This window comes from Chryseobacterium sp. MMS23-Vi53 (assembly GCF_047651245.1).
Classification (GTDB): domain Bacteria; phylum Bacteroidota; class Bacteroidia; order Flavobacteriales; family Weeksellaceae; genus Chryseobacterium.
The window spans coordinates 1201847-1220254 of the sequence record NZ_CP180265.1; the positions used below are offsets into that span (position 1 = coordinate 1201847).

Here is an 18408-nt window from a genome sequence, read left to right on the forward strand (position 1 = left end):
GTAAAGTTTAAATGTTTTGATTAATCAAAAGTTCCTGAAGTTTTTTTCTGGCAAAATTGAGCTGAGATTTGGATGTTCCTTCACTGATAGAAAGCATTACCGCAATCTCTTTGTGAGGATAACCTTCAATAGCGAAAAGATTAAAAATCGCTCTACAACCTTCGGGAAGAAAGTTCAGTAAGCTCAAAATATCTTTTTCATAGGAAACATTTTCTAATGTAGAATCGGAAATTCCCACATGATTTTCTTCTAATGAAATATGCAATGCTTTTGTAGATCTTAATTTCTGTAAACATTCATTCACTGCAATTTTTCTTGCCCAAGCTTCAAAAATCTCAGGATTTTGAAGTTGACTCATCTTCGTAAAAATCTTATAAAATGTATCCGCCAACACTTCTTCGATATCTTCATCATTTTTCAGATAGCGTTTGCAGACTGAGTAGAGCTTACCCGCCATTATTTCGTAAACTTTCCGCTGTGCGTTGCGGTCGTTCCGTTGACATTCTATCAGTAATCTGTGTTCCATAGTCTGACTTTATACTATATAGATGCAAAAATTTTAAAAAGCGTTGGAAACATTGTAAACTTTTTTGAAAAAATAATGATTTTTTTGGATTGAGACAAATGGAAAAGCAGTCTAAAAAGCCGATTAATGTTGAGGTTCCGAAGGTTTTCTTTACTTTATTTTTTTTTGCATAAAGTTTGTCATGCTGGAAGTATCGAAGTGTAGTATTAGGAAATAATATGGAATGATTCGAGTCTAGATTCCTGCGGAATGACAAACTCCATGAATATTTTTCCAAATATTTGAATGGATGGCTTTCACCCTAGCCCCGATTGAAACGACATCCTTTTTGGTTGCGGCTGGAATGAAGTGGAAGCCGTAACCAAAAAGATACAGTGAAAAGCGGGAAATAGCTCCTGAACAAAGGAAATGGTTGATTGTTGTTAGTTGATTGTCTTTGGCTTCTCTACCTTATTTCTTCAAAAAAATTTAATATTAAATTTAACCTTTCCCTTTGTAACAAATCTGTAATATGAACGACTATTATAATAGTAAAACCCTTTATTTAGTAATGAAAAATAAAAAATTTGTATCATTACTTTTTGTTTTGTCTGCAGGAAGTATGATGTTTGCTCAGGATGACTTAATCAACAAGTTAAAGAACAACCAGTCTCAAAATGCTAATTTCCAGTTCACAACGTTGAAAGACGTGGGTGCAACTTCGGTAAAAAATCAAGGTTCTTCAGGAACTTGCTGGAGCTATTCCGGGAACTCTTTCCTTGAGTCTGAAATGCAAAGAATGGGTAAAAAACCTGTTGATTTAGCAGAAATCTTCACTGCAAGAAATTCTTATCATGATAAAGCAAAATTATATGTTTTAAATAATGGAGCAATCAGTTGGGGCGATGGAGGTGAATTACATGATGTTGTCAACATGTACAAAAAATATGGTGCAGTTCCTCAAGATGTTTATACAGGTTTAAAATCCGGACAAACATTAAACAATTTCTCTGAAATGCAGGGTAAATTGAAGCCTGTTTTGGACAGCTTGGTTCAGGCTGCTTCAAAAGGAAAATTAACGGATAACTGGATGTCTTCTGTTGATGCAATTTTGGATGAATATCTGGGAAAAGTTCCTACAAACTTTACATATGAAGGAAAGAACTACACTCCTCAGACTTTTGCTAAGGAAGTTGTAGGCATTAATCCGGATGACTATGTAGAACTTTCTTCTTACAAAGATTATCCGTATTACCAAAAATTTGTAGTTCCAATTCCTGATAACTGGAGCCATGACTCTGACTGGAATGTACCGATGAAAGATTTAACGGCAATCATCGATAACGCTGTAAACAAGGGATATTCTGTAGGTTGGGCAACAGACGTTTCGGAGCCTTATTTCTCTTATAAAAATGGAGTTGCTTACGTTCCGGACATGGATTTGGATCAAATCACAAAAGACAACAAGGGAACTTTATTTACAGAACCTAAAAAAGATAAGACGATCACTGAAGACATGCGTCAAAAAGGCTTGAACAACCTTTCTACAACGGATGATCATGGGATGCACATCGTAGGATTGGCAAAAGATCAATCCGGAAAAGAATATTATATGGTGAAGAATTCGTGGGGTGTAACGAATGATTTTGAAGGCTATATCTACGTGACAAGACCATATGTTGAGTACAAATCGACTGCAATTTTGGTACATAAAGATGCTCTTCCAAAATCAATCAAAAAACAATTGAAGCCAACAAAAAATATTGGTATATAAGAATCACTTTTTGCCTTTAATGGCATTTAGATATTTAAATCTGTTAAAAAAGCCACTTTCTAAATTCCTGGAAAGTGGTTTTGTTTTTTGTGATTATGATTATTATTTCAACAAAAGTTTCGTTTATTCTAAAAAGTTTGTTTTTCGAAAATAAGTGAAACGCCTTTGTTTACCTTATTTTTTAAATTTAATTTTAATATTTCTTTGTTTTGCTTTGCGTTTAATTATCGCAAGGGTAAACAAAGTTGTTTGAAAATTTAATATTCTTAATTAAAGATAAACAAAGGCATTTCATTTATATAAGTAATACAAGAATATATCAACAATCTATTTCAAAATACATAACAAATTAAGATTCTTTCAAATTAAAAAACTAAAAACCGCTTCAAGACAAGATCCTGAAGCGGTTTCGATTAAATAAAAAATAGGTAAAATAATATATGTGAATAGTGAATCGTCAATTCGCTTCGCTTGTAAATTTTAAATTCACAATTCACTTTGCAAAGCAAAAATTCACAATTGACTTTAAAATAAAACTGCCATACTTTCAGCTTTGAAATCCAAAAGATCTTCTGTTTTTCCTTCTTTTACTTTTTTCACCCATTCCGGATCTTGTAAAAGTGCGCGACCGACAGCAACCAAATCGAAATCTCCTCTTTCCAGTCTTTTTATAAGTTCAGTTAAATCAGCTTTTCCAGTTCCTTGTCCGGTAAATGCACCCATAAAATCTCCTTCAAGACCTACAGAACCTACCGTAATTGTTGGTTGACCTGTGATTTTTTTAGCCCAACCTGCAAAATTTAAATCAGAACCTTCGAATTCAGCTTCCCAAAAACGTCTTTGTGAACAGTGGAAAATATCAACTCCGGCTTCTTTTAATAGCAATAACCATTCTTCCATTTCTTCCGGTGTATTCGCCAATTTTGTTGAATAATCCTGTTGTTTCCATTGAGAAAGACGGATAATAATCGTGAAATCCTCTCCTACCGCTTCTCTGATTGCTTTCACAACATCAACAGCAAATTTGCTTCTTTCTTTCAATGTTTTTCCGCCGTATTCATCTGTTCTTGTATTGGTTACTTCCCAGAAAAATTGGTCGATTAAATAACCATGCGCTCCGTGAATTTCAACCACATCAAATCCAAGATCTTTCGCAGATTTTGAAGAAGCTGCAAACTGAGCAATCGTATCCTGAATATCTTCCAAAGTCATTGTGGAAGCCTTTTCCATATCAACCAAAGGATAATCTGCAGAACTTCTTGTATCTCCAACGTGCCAGATTTGTGGTCCCATTTTTCCTCCATTTTCATGAACGGCATCGATCACGTTTTTCCAACCGTTTAATGCTTCTGTTCCATAAAAATCAGGGATATTCTGTATATTTTTTGATGCAGGTCTGTTGATGACAGTTCCTTCGGAAAGGATCAATCCAACTTCTGAAGCAGCTCTTCTTGCGTAATAATCTGTAATTTGCTGAGTCGGAACTCCATTATCAGATTGTGCTCTCGTCATTGGAGCCATTACGATTCTATTTTTTAGTTCTAAATTCTTATATTTAAAAGGTTTAAATAATGATTCTGTACTCATCTTTAAATTTACATTTTATAATTGTTACACAAAGTAACTAATAATAGTTCATATTTGTTCCTTTTAATTAAAAAAAGTGGTAACTTTGCAGTAACTTACATTAGTAACATAAAGGTAACGAATAAAATTTTGGTTTCATTCGGGCTTAATAAATAAAAATCTCCTTATGAAAAAGAACGAATTAATGGAATACAGCTGTCCTTTAGGCAAAGCAATGTCTGCCTTGGGAAGCAAGTGGAAACCAATTATTGTATTGGTAATCAAAGACCGAAAATTACGTTTTGGAGAACTTGCGGTGCGAATTAATGTAATTTCGAGAAAAGTTTTAACAGACCAATTACGCGAAATGGAAGCCGATGGATTGGTGATTCGTGAAGAGTTTAAAGAAATTCCTCCAAGAGTTGAATATTCGTTGACGGAGAAAGGTTTGGCATTGCTACCGATTTTGTATCAATTGGAAGAATGGGAAACGAAATATCATGTTTATGATCCGAATAAAGCGAAGGATTGTAAAACGCTTTTGGAAGAGAAGAAAATAAAAAAGGCTGTCGTTTGATAGCCTTTTAATCTTTAATAATTTCTTTAACCTGAATTTCTAAATCTTTAATTCCATTAAATTTTTTAAACTCAATTTGTTTGTTTTGTAAATTTAATTCAGATATAATTTCTAAAATCAAATATAAAGGTTCAACTTCATAACCAAACAGGCTTTTATCAAAATTTATTCCTACAATTAGTCCATCATTATTCATTCCAACACACCAATTTTCTAAAAATTCTGACAAATTCAATTCACAAACTTTATATTCACTCCATTCATTTTTTATACAAGATTTAGCAATTGATTTATCAGACCAGAAACAAATGATCTCAACAGGATATCCATCCTCATCTTCTATTTCATTTGATTCGGATGTAGCATAACCATCTTCATTTTTTAAGGCATATACAATTCCTGTTTCCGAAATTGTTTTTACAAAAGATTTGTGTCGATCTTTTAAAGTTATTTGATCTTGTAGCATTTAAATCGTTTATATTTGATTAAATTTAAATCTACAAATTTTAGAATATTTAAACAAAAAACCGCCTTCCCAAAAGAAAGCGGTTTCAAAATTTATCTAAAATTCCAATTAAAATATCGCAGGATATTTCTGAGGATTTGTTTCATTGAACATGGCGTAGATTCTTTCAACCATATCATCTGCAGATGGCTTAGAGAAATAATCTCCGTCACTTGCATACGCAGGTCTGTGGTCATTTGCAGCGATCGTCAACGGATCAGAATCTAAGAATCTGAACGCTTTTTGTTTCTCTAAAATCTGCTGTAAAATAAACGCTGAAGTTCCGCCTTCCACATCTTCGTCGATTACGACTAATCTGTTTGTTTTCTTCACTGACTCAGCAATTTCTTGCGTTAAATCAAAAGGAATTAATGACTGAACATCAATAACTTCCGCAGAAATTCCAAGTTTTTCCAATTCTTCCGCCGCTTCCATTACAATTCTCCAAGTCGAACCGTAAGTTACCAAAGTAACATCTTTTCCTTCTTTCGTAACCTCTATTTTCCCAACAGGAACAGTGAATTCACCTAAGTTATCAGGTTGTTTTTCTTTTAATCTGTAACCGTTTAGACATTCAACAATCACAGCAGGATCGTCACTTTGAAGCATTGTGTTGTAGAATCCGGCAGCTTTCGTCAAGTTTCTTGGAACCAATACCAAAATACCTTTAGAAAGATTAAGGATTCCTGCCATTGGTGAACCAGAATGCCAAACTCCTTCCAATCTGTGACCTCTCGTTCTGATGATTACCGGAGCTTTCTGACCACCTTTCGTTCTGTACTGAACTGTCGCCAAATCATCGCTCATTCCTTGTAAACAGTACAAAATATAGTCTAAATATTGGATTTCAGCGATTGGTCTTAAACCTCTCATTGCCATTCCAATACCTTGACCAAGAATTGTAGCTTCACGGATTCCTGTATCGGCAATACGTACGTCACCGTATTTTTCCTGCATTCCTTCAAGCCCCTGGTTTACGTCACCGATATTTCCGGCATCTTCACCAAATACTAAAGTTTCAGGATATTTTTCGAAAATTTTATCGAAATTATTTCTTACCACTACTCTTCCGTCAACATCTTCCGAAGCATCGGAATAGATAGGTTTGATTTCCTGCACATTTTCAGCTTTCCACTGAGACTGAGAATATAAATGAGAAGAATAATTGTCTTTTTCAACCTCAAAAATCTCGTTGTATTTCTGCATCAATTGGTTTCTTTCCGCAGAATTTGTTCCTCTTGTCGCCAATAAAGATTTTCTTACCAAATGGAAAACATCTTTCTTAGCTTTTGAGACTAATTTATTGAATTGATTAATATAATTCTCAATTTCAGTACTTTGTCCTTTAATATTTTCAACTAAAGGTAAAACTGAATTCGTTAAATCCGTGATTGTCTTCTGATAACTTTCCCAAGCCTGTTTTTGACCAACCTTTACAGACTTTTTAGCTTCTTCATCGATAGCATCCAATTCTTCTGCTGTTGCCAAAACCTGTTCTTTACCATCAATTTCGATTGAATAATTCAAAATCCATTCTTTGAATTTCACCAATCCGTCAAATTGAGATTCCCAAGCCAGACGCTCTTCATTTTTATATCTCTCATGAGAACCAGAAGTCGAGTGACCTTGCGGCTGCGTAACTTCAATGACATGAACTACAACCGGCACAGATTCCATTCTTGCGAACTGCTCTGCTCTTGCATAAGCATCTAATAATGAAGCATAATCCCAAGCTTTCACCTGAATAATTTCACATCCTTGAGCTTCCCCTTCTTTTCTTTGGAAACCACTCAGCATTTCAGCAATATCAGCTTTTGCTCTCTGATTTTTTGTAGGAACTGAAATTCCGTAACCATCGTCCCAAATCGAAACAACCATCGGAACCTGAAGCGCACAAGCTGCATTCAGAGTTTCCCAGAAATGACCTTCTGCTGTAGAAGCATCACCGATTGTTCCAAAAGCGATTTCGTTACCGTCTTTTGAGAATTTTTCAGAACCGTCGAATTTTACTGATTTATATATTTTTGAAGCCTGAGCCAACCCCAACAATCTTGGCATTTGTCCTGCTGTAGGAGAAATATCCGAAGAAATATTTTTCTGAGCCATTAAATCTTTCCAGCTTCCGTCTTCATTCAAACTTCTTGTTGCAAAGTGCCCATTCATCTGTCTTCCAGCCGATGCAGGCTCTCTTTCCACACTTGTATCTGCGTATAATTGAGCAAAGAAACTCTCTACTGTCAACGCATCTACAGCCAATGCAAAAGTCTGATCTCTATAATATCCTGAACGGAAGTCTCCATTTTTGAAAACTTTCGCCATAGCCAACTGAGGAAGCTCTTTACCATCCCCAAAAATACCAAATTTAGCTTTTCCTGTAAGAACTTCTCTTCTTCCCAAATAGGACATTTCACGAGAGATTCTTCCTAATTTATAGTCTTCAAGTATCTGATTTTTAAAATCTTGAAAGGAAATCTGCTGAGTTTCAATATAGGTTGTTTGCATAGCCAAATATTAAATATTTTTATTTTGAAGTATTTTGCTAATATACACTTTTTAAATTAATTTTAATTTTTAATAATCTTTTTTAAAAATTTGATAATAAAAAAAATTGTGTTTATATTAGAATAAATTTGTAAAAGTGGAAAAAAAGTCATCACACATTCTTAATGCATCTAGCAACCTTTTAGGATTTTCACTGGTGATTATCACTTCATTAAAAATCTCTAAGATCAGTAAAGACACGCATTTGGACGAGTTTGCAGGTGTAGCCTGTCTGTTTTTTGCATTCAGTTGCTTCTTTTCATTTTTGGCGATAAGAGCAAAAAATCTAAAGCGTGGAAACAAGTTTGAGAATATTGCGGATTATTTATTTTTAATCGCTTTATTTTGCATTGTTTTAGCTGTAATTATCGTAACAATGAAAGTTATTTAATTTAAAATTTTCGCTCAATTACGTAATCCAGCATAATATGTAAAGATTTTTTAGCTTCAGAATCAGGAAATTCATTTAGAATATCTTTGGCTTTTTGTTGAAAATCTTTCATTACTGTAATTGCATATTCAAGACCACCTGAACTTTTCACGAAATTAATTAACTCTTTTACACGTTTTTGGTCATTGTTATAACGCTTAATTGTGTTGAAATAGTATTTTTTATCTTTCTCGTTGGCAATTTTTAACGTATGAATTAAAGGTAAGGTCATTTTTTGCTCCTTAATATCAATTCCGACAGGTTTTCCGATCACGTTTGAACTTAAATAATCGAAAAGATCATCTTTGATCTGGAAAGCCATTCCAGTGTACGTTCCAAACTTCATCATTTTTTCGGCTAAATTTTCATCAGCACCGTTTGATAAAGCTCCGATTTCGCAACAAGCTGCAATTAAAGTAGCTGTTTTCTGACGGATAATTTCATAGTAAACATCTTCCGTAATGTCTAATTTTCTGGCTTTTTCCAATTGAAGAAGCTCACCTTCAGACATTTCACGAATCGTTCTGGAAATTACAGCCAATAAATCGTAATCTTTATGATCTGTAGAAAGCAACACAGCTTTTGAAAGCAGGAAATCTCCAACCAAAACTGCAATTTTATTTTTCCACAAAGCATTGATTGAAAAGAAATTACGACGTTTAAAACTTTCATCCACCACATCATCATGAACCAAAGTTGCCGTGTGAATCAACTCGATCATGGAAGCTCCACGATAGGTTTTTTCGTTGACTTCACCGACTAATTTTGCGCAAAGAAATACGAACATCGGGCGCATTTGCTTCCCTTTTGTAGTAACGATAAAACGCGTAACCTTATCTAATAAAGGTACTTTACTCTGCATCGATTCATAAAACTTCTGTTCAAAAAGTTTCATTTCCTCATTGATCGGTCGCTTGATTTCTTCTACAGTATTCGCCACAATCTTCGAATGATGGATAAATTATTAATTCCCACAAAGATAATTTTTTTCGGGCAATTTTATGATAAATTAATCCTTGAGTTTATCATTTGGAATAAAATAAAGGCTTTGTTTTCCTCCGCCAATCGGAGAATGAAATTTTTCCCCTGAAATATAAATTCCTGTTTCATCCACTGCAATTCCTTCAATTTGTCCGATAGACAAAGCGCTTCCCAGATAATAATGTTTAGGATTTTCTTTAAAAAATATTCCGGACTCGGTTTCATTAAAAACGTCTAAAAAGACTTCTGTTTTCTTTGTATACCCTATTAGATAAAGCTTTGTATTAAAATAAGAAGCGTCCGTAACAATGTAATTGGTTTTGAAAGTTTCTATTTTTATTGCCTTTTGTTTTTCCGAAATTTCAGGATCAATCATGTAATGCGTTGTCGATTTTGAGCCCCACTCTTTAGTAAAAAGATGGATTTTTCCATTTAAATAAATCATGGCTTCTGCATCAAAATTCGTTTCTGCATATTTTGGAATAAAGTCTTCCTGTTCAGGATATTCAAAGGAAATTAATTTAATGGAATCATTTTTTAATGTATTTTTTTCAAAAGAAACTTTATAAATTTCAAGGTCTTTTCTTGTACCTCCATTATTTCCGAAATCTCCGATGTATAGATTGGTTCCGTCATTCGTTAATGCTTCCCAATCTTTATTTTTTCCATTGATTTTTATCGTGTTGATGATTTGTCCTGTTGTTTTATCAAGTTCAAAAAGTTCGGGAGAATTTCCGCTGTCGTTGAAAGTATAGAGTTTTCCATTCATTAAACTTAAACCGGATGTTTCCTTAATTTTTTCATCCAAATAATTGATTCTGTATTTTTTTATTTTGAAAATTTGAGATTGTTGAGAAAATGAAAGCGTAGAAATTATGATTGTTAAGGCTAGAAATAATTTTTTCATGAGGTAAAAATATTTATTTAAACACAAATGGCATTAATTTTTATGTAAAAATAAGGTGTTTCATTTATCATTCTAACGAAGGAAGAATCTATTTTTAACGCAAAGGTCGCAAAGTAAAAATAACATTAAATTATATTATAAAAGAAAGACGAGCAAAAAGCCCGTCTCAATTGATTATATAGATTATATTGAAAAATATCAAATTATAATTATTCGTGAAAAATATTTGTGTAGTTTGTGTTAAAAAATTAAGCAGACTTCTTCTGAATCTGTTCTTTTTTCTTATTCTTTTTCGCCCAGTAATCTTTTTGATATTGTCTTACCGTTTTCCCAGTCCCGTCATGTCGCCATCCCGGAGAATTGAAAATATAATTGATTCTGTCTGAAAATTTTAAACCAGGTTGCTTAATATCTTTCCAAATTTTTCGCCATTCATACAAAAGAACAGTATCAGGTTTATTATCCGGCATTTTTGGATAAATTCCATATTTTACAGGAGTATTAGGATCTTCTTTTTCGAAAGTTCCGAAAATTTTATCCCAAATAATCAGGCACATTCCCATATTTCTATCAAGATATTTGATGTTACAAGCGTGATGAACACGGTGATGAGAAGGTGTTACCAAGATATATTCAAGGAAACCCATACTTTTCACAGTCTGCGTATGAACCCAAGTCCCGTAAACCTGACCAATCGCATAGACAACCATGATATGCCATGGATTAAACCCTAAAAACGCCAAAGGAGAAAAGTATAAATATCTATACAAAGGCTGTAAAACCGGACTTCTGAAACCTGTCGTTAAATTAAAATATTCAGAATTATGATGTGTAATATGAACCGCCCAAAATGCCCTCGAGTGATGATCGACATAATGTAGAACGTAATATGCAAAATCCGTTATCACGAAACAGATTATCCAATACCAAATTGTGAAATCCCAAGTAAAAAGCCTGTGATTGTAAAAGAAAAACATCACAAACATGGCAAATCCTTTCATTAAAAGATCAAGCCCGAAGTTCATTAATGCCAAATAAACACTCGTTGCAACGTCCTTTTTATCATATAGTTTAGCCTCTGAAACATGGCTATAGATCATTTCAGCTAATATAATTGTAGCATGGATAGGAATCGCCCATGAATAGACACTTTCCAGCCCATTTTCATCCATAAAGTAATCCATCATCACTAATTTTGTGGTACAAAGTTATGATTTTAAGGATTCGTTAAGAAAATTTTTTGATTTTTTTAAGGAAATTTTAATCCGCAGTTTTATTGGCAAGCTGTCCGCAGGCAGCATCAATATCTCCGCCACGGCTTTTTCTTACAACGCAAACAATTCCAGCATTTTCCAACTGACGAATATAATTTTCTTCCGCCTGTTTGTTACATTGGTCATATTTTCCGTCACCGATCGGGTTGTATTGGATTAAATTAACTTTAGATGGAACCTGTTTACAATATTTGATTAAGGCCTTGATATCTTCGTCTCCATCATTAATTCCCTTCCATACACAATATTCAAAAGTAATGACTGAACCCGTTTTTTTGTACCAATATTGAAGAGAGTCCATGATTTCCGTTAAAGGAAATTTATCGGAGAAAGGCATGATTTCGTTACGCTTCGATTCGATTGCGGAGTGAAGCGACAAAGCCAGTTTCACTTTCAATTCTTCATCAGCCAGCATTTTAATCATCTTTGGAATTCCCGAAGTAGAAACGGTAATTCTTCTCGGAGACATTCCCAAACCTTCCGGTTGAGTGATTTTTCTGATCGCTTCCACAACATTTTTGTAATTCATCATCGGCTCTCCCATTCCCATAAAAACAATGTTGGAAAGCGGTCTATCAAAATACATTTTACTTTGGCTGTCGATTAAAGCAACCTGATCTACAATTTCAGCAACTTCAAGATTTCTCATTCTTTTCAGACGAGCTGTTGCGCAGAATTCGCAGTTTAATGAACATCCAACCTGTGAAGAAACACAAGCTGTAGTTCTCGTTTCTGTAGGAATTAAAACAGATTCTACCAATAAACCGTCGTGTAATTTCACACCGTTTTTAATGGTCCCATCCGTACTTTTTTGAAGCAAATCCACAGAAACAGGATTAATGGTATACTCTTCCGCGATTCTTTCACGAAGAGTCTTTGAAAGATTCGTCATTTCATCAATCGAGTGAAGATTTTTACTCCACAACCAGTCATAAACCTGTTTCGCTCGAAACGGTTTTTCTCCCAAAGATGTAAAATAATCTTTAAGCTGGTCTAGTGATAAAGTTCTGATGTCTTTCATATGATTTGTTGTTGGTTGATGGTTGATAGTTGTCAGAAAATAGTCAAAACCATCAACTGACAACCAACAACTAACAACTTTTTTATAAAATTAGCATTGCATCTCCGTAAGAGTAGAATTTGTATTTCTCTTTTACAGCTTCTTCATAAGCGTGCATTACGAAATCTCTTCCTGCAAACGCTGCAATCATCATAATTAATGTAGATTTTGGAGTGTGGAAGTTCGTAATCATACAGTTGGCTACTCCGAAATCGTGTGGTGGATAAATGAATTTATTCGTCCAACCGTGGAATGCAGAGATTTTTTTGTTTGAAGAAACAGAAGTTTCAAGCGTTCTCATCGTCGTTGTTCCTACAGCACAAACTCTTCTGTGAGCATCAACAGCGTTATTGATGATCTGAGCATTTTTCTCGTCGATGAAGATTTCTTCAGACTCCATTTTGTGCTTAGAAAGGTCTTCAACTTCAATCGGGTTAAAAGTTCCCAAACCAACATGAAGCGTAACTTCCGCGAAGTTTATTCCTTTGATCTCCAATCTTTTCATCAAATGTTTTGAGAAGTGAAGACCAGCAGTAGGAGCAGCAACCGCACCTTCCACTTTTGCGTAGATCGTCTGATATCTTTCAGCATCTTCCGGCTCAACATCTCTTTTGATGTATTTTGGAAGTGGAGTTTCTCCTAATTCTTTTAATTTAGCTCTGAATTCTTCATAAGAACCATCGAATAAGAATCTCAATGTTCTACCTCTTGAAGTCGTGTTATCGATAACTTCCGCTACCAAAGACTCATCTTCTGTGAAGAATAATTTATTACCAATTCTGATTTTTCTTGCCGGATCTACCAAAACATCCCAAACACGAGTTTCTTTATCAAGCTCTCTCAATAAGAAAACTTCAATTTTCGCTCCGGTTTTTTCTTTGTTTCCGTATAGACGTGCAGGGAAAACTTTAGTATTGTTAAAGATAAATAAATCGTCTTCCTCGAAATAATCCACAACATCTTTGAATAATTTGTGCTCGATAGTTTGTGTTTTTCTATCAAGTACCATTAGTCTAGCTTCGTCTCTGTGCTCTGATGGGTGTTCTGCCAATAATTCTGCAGGAAGATCAAAATTAAAATCTGATGTTTTCATTTTTTAAATTACGGTTTAAAAATTATTGAAATTACAAGGTGTAATTTTCGAGGTGCAAATATACGACATCCGACACCCCTTTGTCAAGTATTATTTACATTAGTGTTAAATTAATTTTAAATGAAATAAAAAACAGTGATATTACGGTAATTTTTAAAGGTTAAAAAAACTATTTTTGGGAACATTAAAATTTACACTATGAGCAAATATTCGATTGAAGCTTTTGTGAACGAAACAAAAGAAAATCCGATGGAAAGAGACTATTTTGAATTGGAAAAACCAGCACTCTTGGAAATCAATTTAAATAATCAATCTGTCTGGACAAAGGCTGGAAGCATGGTTGGATATATAGGAAACATCAACTTTGAAAGACAGGGAATGCTTTCCGGAGGAATTGGAAATTTACTAAAAAAAGCGATCAGCGGTGAAGGAGCAAGATTGATGAAAGCCGAAGGAACGGGAAAATTGTATGTTGCAGATGAAGGAAAAAAAGTTAGAATTCTTTATTTAAATAACGAATCGGTTTGTGTGAATGGAAACGATGTTTTGGCTCACGAACAAAGTATAAAAAGCGACATCACCATGTTAAAAAGCATTGCAGGAGTAATGTCCGGCGGACTTTTCCAGGTGAAACTTTCCGGAACTGGACATATCGCGATCACGACTCACGGTGAACCATTGACATTAATGGTAACTCCCGATGCGCCGGTTTTCACAGATCCAAACGCAACAGTTGCATGGTCAGGAAACCTTTCTCCTGAACTTAAAACCAATGTATCTTTCAAAAGCCTGATTGGAAGAGGAAGCGGTGAAGAATTTCAGATGAAATTTTCAGGAAACGGATGGGTTCTGATCCAGCCATATGAAGAAGTTTATAGAATTGAGAAATAATAAATTGTTTTCTTGGGGAATGGATTAATCTTGAAATTCCCCAAAGAAATCATATTCTTTTATTACTAATTTTTCGGGAACTCGCAGTGAAAAATCAACGTTTTGGATTTTTAAAGCTGTTTCGGAAGAATATCCCATTGAATAATCCAACTTCATATTCGTTATTATATAATTAGAGTTTGGATCTAAAAATTTTAATATTTTTTCACGAATCTCATCGTTTTTAGAATGTTCCAACTGCATTTCTAAATAATTAAACTTCGATTTTTCTAAAGTTATTATTCCTTCCAACCTTTTTTTCGTCTTTTTCTTATTCTTAAAAGCAACAACACGATATTGTAATGAATCTATTTTATTAACTTCTATAATATCATTTCTAGAAATGCTTGTATTTTTATTTTTACTAAAATCATTCGTGTGGGTATATTCAAAAGTAACTGATCCTTTTGATTCAGTTACCTTAAAAGAATGTCTTAAATGCTTATCATTCTCATAAATTGTGGCTCTCAGCTTGTTATTATATTTGGTTAACCGTAGATGAATTTTATCTTTTGTATCATAAAATGATGTAGATATAGTCTTTTCCTTTTTGGGTTCGAGTTGATTAGTTTGACTTTCTATCGAATAATCAAAATGATATTCCTGAGAAAAAAGATTAATAGAAATAAATAATAAAAATAGCGGTATTAGTTTTTTCATGATATTCAAATTTGAATGCCCAAAAATACAGCAAAAATCTTTTAATTTTAAATCAAAAAAATAATTCACTTAAAGTGAATATAGATGTAAATTTAAAATAAAAATACAACTTAGTTTAATAAAAATTTAAACAAAAAAAACTTTCTAATTAATACACCTTCAAAAATTCAATTATTTTTACAGATGTATCAAAATTTTATCTACTTTTAAAACATAAAAATTACACAAATGGATACATCTCGTAGAGACTTTATCAAGACTGCTGCGCTGGCTAGTTTTGGAGCGCTTATTTTACCTAATTCGCTATTTGCTTATCCTGAAAATTTCAGTGCCGGAAAAAAAGTTCGTGTCGGATTCATCGGAGTCGGACTTCGCGGTCAGGAACACGTAAAGCTATTGGCAAAACGTGATGATGTAGAAATTATTGCTTTTGCAGACCCCAATAAAACGATGTTAGCTGCTTCCCAAAAGATCCTGAAAAACAATAACAAACCCGCGGCTCAGGAATATTCCAACGGAGAATATGATTACAAAAATCTCTTAAAATCTAAAAATATAGATGCTGTTGTTATTGCAACACCATGGGAATGGCATCTTCCACAGGGAACCGAAGCAATGAGAGCAAAAAAAATCGTCGGAATGGAAGTTTCCGGTGCGATAAAGTTGCAGGATTGCTGGGAATTTGTAAAGGTTTATGAAGAAACAAAAGTTCCAATTTTCATGATGGAAAATGTCTGCTACAGACGAGATATCATGGCGGTTTTAAATATGGTTCGTAAAGGAATGTTTGGCGAATTGGTTCACGGAAGAGGCGGTTATCAGCACGATTTGAGAGGAGTCTTGTTCAATGACGGCGTTACACCTTACAATTCCGGTGTTGAATTTGGCGAAAAGGGTTTTAGCGAAGCAAAATGGAGAACTGAGCATTACGTAAAAAGAAATGGTGAACTCTATCCTACTCACGGTTTGGGACCAATTTCTATGATGATGAATGTGAATCGCGGAAATCGATTAACGAGACTTTCTTCGTTTTCAACAAAATCTGTCGGACTTCATAAATATATTGTAGATCATGCAAAAGGTGGTGAAAACCATCCAAATGCAAAGGTAAAATTCAAACAAGGGGATGTTGTAACTACACAAATTGCGTGTGAAAACGGCGAAACGATTCTTTTAACTCACGATACAAGTTTACAGAGACCTTACGATTTGGGATTCAGAGTGCAGGGAACTGACGGGCTTTGGCAAGATTTCAGTTCGGGAGGGTTTGATAAAGGGCATATTTATTTTGAGAAATTAATGGATCATAATGATAAATGGGACAACCCGGAAAAATGGCTGACGGAAAATGATCATCCGATGTGGAAAAAATTCGAAAGTACGGCTTCCGGAGCGGGTCATGGTGGAATGGATTTCTTTGTTATGAATACTTTTATTGAATGTATCAAACGAAATATTGAATTCCCAATGGACGTTTACGACTTGGCAACATGGTATTCTATCACGCCTTTAAGTGAAGAATCTGTATCAAAAGGTGGTCAAATGGTTGAAATTCCAGATTTCACAAAAGGACAATGGAAAAATCGTAAACCTGTATTTGCAATGACCGATGAAATCTAGAAAAACACTACTCATTTTAGCTGGAGGTCTCGGAACAAGGTACAAAGGATTGAAACAAGTCGACGGAATTTTAGAAAACGGATCTCCGATTTTGGAGTATTCTATTTATGATGCTTTAGAAGCTGGTTTCGATAAAATGGTTATTATTATCAACCGATTTGTTCCCGAAAGTTATGTTGAAAGGCTTAATTCTATTTCAAAAGGTAAAAATTTTGATCTAAAATGGGTTTATCAGGATTTGGAAGAATTTGTTCCGAAAAATGCTGATATTTCAAGCCGTGAAAAACCCTGGGGAACAGGTCATGCAATTTTGTGTGCAAAAGACTTTATTGATGAATCTTTTGTGGTAATTAATGCTGATGATTTTTATGGAAAGGAAATTTATCATTTGGCTTCCAACGAAATTGATTTGGGGAATATTTCTGAAAAACAATTTGAATTAATCGCCTATCCAATCGATACAACTTTGAGCGATAATGGTACAGTTGCGCGAGGAATTTGTACTTTAAATTCAGACAACTATTTACTAAAAGTTGAAGAACAAACTTCCGTTCGAAGAGAAAATGGTAAAATTATTTACACTGAAAACAATAAAGATACAGAAATAAATTCGCAGACTTTGGCTTCGATGAATTTCTTTGTTTTTTCACCCCAACTGTTTGATTCTTTGGAAAATTATTTTGTTGAATTTATTCAATCAAATCCTCAACCTAAAGAAGAATTTTATATTCCTTCTGCTGTTCAGCAAATGATTAATGAAAATAAAACAAAAGTCTTAGTAAAAACTTCACCTTCACAATGGATGGGAATGACTTATGCCGATGATAAACAAATCATTAAAAATTTTCTTGAAAAAGAAATCGAAAAAGGACGTTATCCAAACGATTTATGGAAATAAAAAATATTATTCATCAATTCATTAATACTGAAAATTATACATTCTATCCAATTGACAACGGATTGATTAATTCTACATATGTTTTAGAGAATTATGAGAACGGTAAAAAGTATATTTTGCAAAAGATAAATAGTTCTGTTTTCAAGAATCCTTCGAATATTATTCTTAATCATTTGCGGGTTAACTGTTTACTTCGAGCCAACAATTATGAAATGGAGATTATTGAACCCATTCCTTCTTCAATGCAGGAATTTTTGGTTCATGACATTAATGAACAATCTTGGCGGTTACAGAATTTTATTGATGAAAGCACAACTTTTATTAAGGGTCCATCATTGGAAATTGCTTACAAAGCAGCGAAAGCATTCAGTCATTTTTTAGATTGCATTAATACTGATGAATTGATTGATATTAAAGAAACACTACCCAATTTCATCAATTTTGAAAAACGGATTTCCGATTATAAAAAAGCACTTCAAAACGCTGATTCTGATTTAATTGAAAGAGCAAAAAAAGATATTCATTTAACCAATGATTTTTTAAGTTTGCCCGAAAAGTGGATTGAATTAATTAAAAATCAAAATCTTCCAAAAAGAATTATTCATGCAGATCCTAAAATCAGCAATATTCTTTTTGATGAAAACAACGAGCCGATTGCTGTGATAGATCTTGATACAGTAATGATTTCCACCATTTTATATGATTTTGGAGATATGATTCGTTCGTATTGCAATATCACCGATGAAGACGATGGAATTACCGAGAATAACTTTGATTCTGAGATATTTAATGCTGTAAAAAAAGGTTTTTTATCTCATTTAGAAGAAAAATTAACAACCACTGAATTGGAAAATCTTGAATATGCGGCGCAAGTCGTTATTTACATTCAAGCTGTTCGTTTTTTAACAGATTATTTGAATGGAAATATTTATTATTCGACGAAATATAGAGAACATAATTTGGATAGGACAAGGAATCAGTTGAGACTTTTAGAGGGGTTGAGGGAGTGTTTGGGTTTGAGAGTCTGAGTGTTTTAGTGTTTTAGTGTTTTAGTGTTTTAGTTTGAAAGTTATACTATTTTAAGGAT

General features: G+C 33.8%; 17 protein-coding genes. 7 read left to right on the plus strand and 10 right to left on the minus strand.

Annotation, left to right across the window (positions count from 1 at the left end):
* Positions 1 to 7: 7 nt before the first annotated feature.
* Positions 8 to 526 (minus strand): RNA polymerase sigma factor, encoded by a 519-nt coding sequence (locus tag ACKX2A_RS05295; protein WP_415328096.1) that lies wholly within the window; start codon positions 524 to 526, stop codon positions 8 to 10.
* 550 nt (positions 527 to 1076) lie between these two features.
* Here ACKX2A_RS05295 and ACKX2A_RS05300 point away from each other — a divergent pair.
* Positions 1077 to 2279, plus strand: a complete 1203-nt coding sequence (locus ACKX2A_RS05300; protein WP_415328098.1) for an aminopeptidase C — start codon at positions 1077 to 1079, stop codon at positions 2277 to 2279.
* Between the two features lie 525 nt (positions 2280 to 2804).
* On the opposite strand, the gene ACKX2A_RS05305 is transcribed toward ACKX2A_RS05300, so the two are convergent.
* Entirely contained in the window at positions 2805 to 3866 is a 1062-nt protein-coding gene (locus tag ACKX2A_RS05305) for an NADH:flavin oxidoreductase (RefSeq protein ID WP_415328100.1), read from the minus strand.
* 166 nt (positions 3867 to 4032) lie between these two features.
* Between ACKX2A_RS05305 and ACKX2A_RS05310 the strand changes: the two genes are divergently transcribed.
* A complete protein-coding gene (locus ACKX2A_RS05310; RefSeq protein WP_415328102.1) occupies positions 4033 to 4422 on the plus strand; it encodes a winged helix-turn-helix transcriptional regulator in 390 nt (129 codons plus the stop codon).
* 7 nt (positions 4423 to 4429) lie between these two features.
* Here ACKX2A_RS05310 and ACKX2A_RS05315 read toward each other — a convergent pair whose 3' ends face one another.
* Both ACKX2A_RS05315 and ACKX2A_RS05320 read right to left on the minus strand, forming a co-directional pair.
* Complete coding sequence (locus tag ACKX2A_RS05315; protein WP_415328104.1) at positions 4430 to 4888, minus strand: DUF2750 domain-containing protein; 459 nt, start codon at positions 4886 to 4888, stop codon at positions 4430 to 4432.
* Between the two features lie 108 nt (positions 4889 to 4996).
* Positions 4997 to 7429: a thiamine pyrophosphate-dependent enzyme gene (locus ACKX2A_RS05320; RefSeq protein WP_415328106.1), complete on the minus strand. Its 2433-nt coding sequence runs from the start codon at positions 7427 to 7429 to the stop codon at positions 4997 to 4999.
* Between the two features lie 136 nt (positions 7430 to 7565).
* Between ACKX2A_RS05320 and ACKX2A_RS05325 the strand changes: the two genes are divergently transcribed.
* Positions 7566 to 7859, plus strand: coding sequence for a hypothetical protein (locus ACKX2A_RS05325; protein WP_415328108.1), 294 nt, complete (start codon positions 7566 to 7568; stop codon positions 7857 to 7859).
* Between the two features lies 1 nt (position 7860).
* On the opposite strand, the gene ACKX2A_RS05330 is transcribed toward ACKX2A_RS05325, so the two are convergent.
* The 5 genes from ACKX2A_RS05330 to queA form a co-directional block, all read right to left on the minus strand.
* On the minus strand, positions 7861 to 8838 hold the full coding sequence (locus ACKX2A_RS05330) for a polyprenyl synthetase family protein (RefSeq protein WP_415328110.1): 978 nt from the start codon (positions 8836 to 8838) through the stop codon (positions 7861 to 7863).
* Positions 8839 to 8907: 69 nt separating this feature from the next.
* On the minus strand, positions 8908 to 9786 hold the full coding sequence (locus ACKX2A_RS05335; protein WP_415328112.1) for a hypothetical protein: 879 nt from the start codon (positions 9784 to 9786) through the stop codon (positions 8908 to 8910).
* A 248-nt stretch (positions 9787 to 10034) separates the two neighbouring features.
* Positions 10035 to 10973, minus strand: a complete 939-nt coding sequence (locus ACKX2A_RS05340; protein ID WP_415328114.1) for a sterol desaturase family protein — start codon at positions 10971 to 10973, stop codon at positions 10035 to 10037.
* Positions 10974 to 11046: 73 nt separating this feature from the next.
* Positions 11047 to 12081 (minus strand): 23S rRNA (adenine(2503)-C(2))-methyltransferase RlmN, encoded by a 1035-nt coding sequence (rlmN, locus tag ACKX2A_RS05345; protein ID WP_415328115.1) that lies wholly within the window; start codon positions 12079 to 12081, stop codon positions 11047 to 11049.
* Positions 12082 to 12163: 82 nt separating this feature from the next.
* Positions 12164 to 13213, minus strand: coding sequence for a tRNA preQ1(34) S-adenosylmethionine ribosyltransferase-isomerase QueA (gene queA / locus ACKX2A_RS05350; RefSeq protein WP_072963310.1), 1050 nt, complete (start codon positions 13211 to 13213; stop codon positions 12164 to 12166).
* A gap of 198 nt (positions 13214 to 13411) precedes the next feature.
* On the opposite strand from queA, the gene ACKX2A_RS05355 reads away from it, so the two are divergent.
* Positions 13412 to 14104: an AIM24 family protein gene (locus ACKX2A_RS05355; RefSeq protein ID WP_415328118.1), complete on the plus strand. Its 693-nt coding sequence runs from the start codon at positions 13412 to 13414 to the stop codon at positions 14102 to 14104.
* A gap of 24 nt (positions 14105 to 14128) precedes the next feature.
* Here ACKX2A_RS05355 and ACKX2A_RS05360 read toward each other — a convergent pair whose 3' ends face one another.
* Positions 14129 to 14803, minus strand: coding sequence for a hypothetical protein (locus ACKX2A_RS05360; RefSeq protein WP_415328120.1), 675 nt, complete (start codon positions 14801 to 14803; stop codon positions 14129 to 14131).
* Between the two features lie 228 nt (positions 14804 to 15031).
* Between ACKX2A_RS05360 and ACKX2A_RS05365 the strand changes: the two genes are divergently transcribed.
* Genes ACKX2A_RS05365 through ACKX2A_RS05375 form a run of 3 tightly spaced genes read left to right on the plus strand, consistent with a single transcriptional unit; the run spans position 15032 to position 18349 of the window.
* Positions 15032 to 16423 (plus strand): Gfo/Idh/MocA family protein, encoded by a 1392-nt coding sequence (locus ACKX2A_RS05365; protein WP_415328121.1) that lies wholly within the window; start codon positions 15032 to 15034, stop codon positions 16421 to 16423.
* On the plus strand, positions 16413 to 17321 hold the full coding sequence (locus tag ACKX2A_RS05370; RefSeq protein ID WP_415328122.1) for a nucleotidyltransferase family protein: 909 nt from the start codon (positions 16413 to 16415) through the stop codon (positions 17319 to 17321). The genes ACKX2A_RS05365 and ACKX2A_RS05370 overlap by 11 nt, the downstream gene beginning before the upstream one ends.
* Positions 17312 to 18349, plus strand: coding sequence for a phosphotransferase enzyme family protein (locus tag ACKX2A_RS05375; RefSeq protein ID WP_415328124.1), 1038 nt, complete (start codon positions 17312 to 17314; stop codon positions 18347 to 18349). Before ACKX2A_RS05370 ends, ACKX2A_RS05375 begins: the two co-directional genes overlap by 10 nt.
* Positions 18350 to 18408 lie beyond the last annotated feature (59 nt).

Excerpts from the sequence above, each read along its gene's own strand:
- ACKX2A_RS05310 (WP_415328102.1), top strand. The coding sequence starts at position 4,033 with ATGAAAAAGAACGAATTAATGGAATACAGCTGTCCTTTAGGCAAAGCA.
- ACKX2A_RS05335 (WP_415328112.1), bottom strand. The coding sequence starts at position 9,786 with ATGAAAAAATTATTTCTAGCCTTAACAATCATAATTTCTACGCTTTCA.
- ACKX2A_RS05365 (WP_415328121.1), top strand. The coding sequence starts at position 15,032 with ATGGATACATCTCGTAGAGACTTTATCAAGACTGCTGCGCTGGCTAGT.
- queA (WP_072963310.1), bottom strand. The coding sequence starts at position 13,213 with ATGAAAACATCAGATTTTAATTTTGATCTTCCTGCAGAATTATTGGCA.
- ACKX2A_RS05355 (WP_415328118.1), top strand. The coding sequence starts at position 13,412 with ATGAGCAAATATTCGATTGAAGCTTTTGTGAACGAAACAAAAGAAAAT.
- ACKX2A_RS05370 (WP_415328122.1), top strand. The coding sequence starts at position 16,413 with ATGAAATCTAGAAAAACACTACTCATTTTAGCTGGAGGTCTCGGAACA.
- rlmN (WP_415328115.1), bottom strand. The coding sequence starts at position 12,081 with ATGAAAGACATCAGAACTTTATCACTAGACCAGCTTAAAGATTATTTT.
- ACKX2A_RS05360 (WP_415328120.1), bottom strand. The coding sequence starts at position 14,803 with ATGAAAAAACTAATACCGCTATTTTTATTATTTATTTCTATTAATCTT.
- ACKX2A_RS05300 (WP_415328098.1), top strand. The coding sequence starts at position 1,077 with ATGAAAAATAAAAAATTTGTATCATTACTTTTTGTTTTGTCTGCAGGA.
- ACKX2A_RS05315 (WP_415328104.1), bottom strand. The coding sequence starts at position 4,888 with ATGCTACAAGATCAAATAACTTTAAAAGATCGACACAAATCTTTTGTA.
- ACKX2A_RS05375 (WP_415328124.1), top strand. The coding sequence starts at position 17,312 with ATGGAAATAAAAAATATTATTCATCAATTCATTAATACTGAAAATTAT.
- ACKX2A_RS05320 (WP_415328106.1), bottom strand. The coding sequence starts at position 7,429 with ATGCAAACAACCTATATTGAAACTCAGCAGATTTCCTTTCAAGATTTT.
- ACKX2A_RS05305 (WP_415328100.1), bottom strand. The coding sequence starts at position 3,866 with ATGAGTACAGAATCATTATTTAAACCTTTTAAATATAAGAATTTAGAA.
- ACKX2A_RS05340 (WP_415328114.1), bottom strand. The coding sequence starts at position 10,973 with ATGATGGATTACTTTATGGATGAAAATGGGCTGGAAAGTGTCTATTCA.
- ACKX2A_RS05295 (WP_415328096.1), bottom strand. The coding sequence starts at position 526 with ATGGAACACAGATTACTGATAGAATGTCAACGGAACGACCGCAACGCA.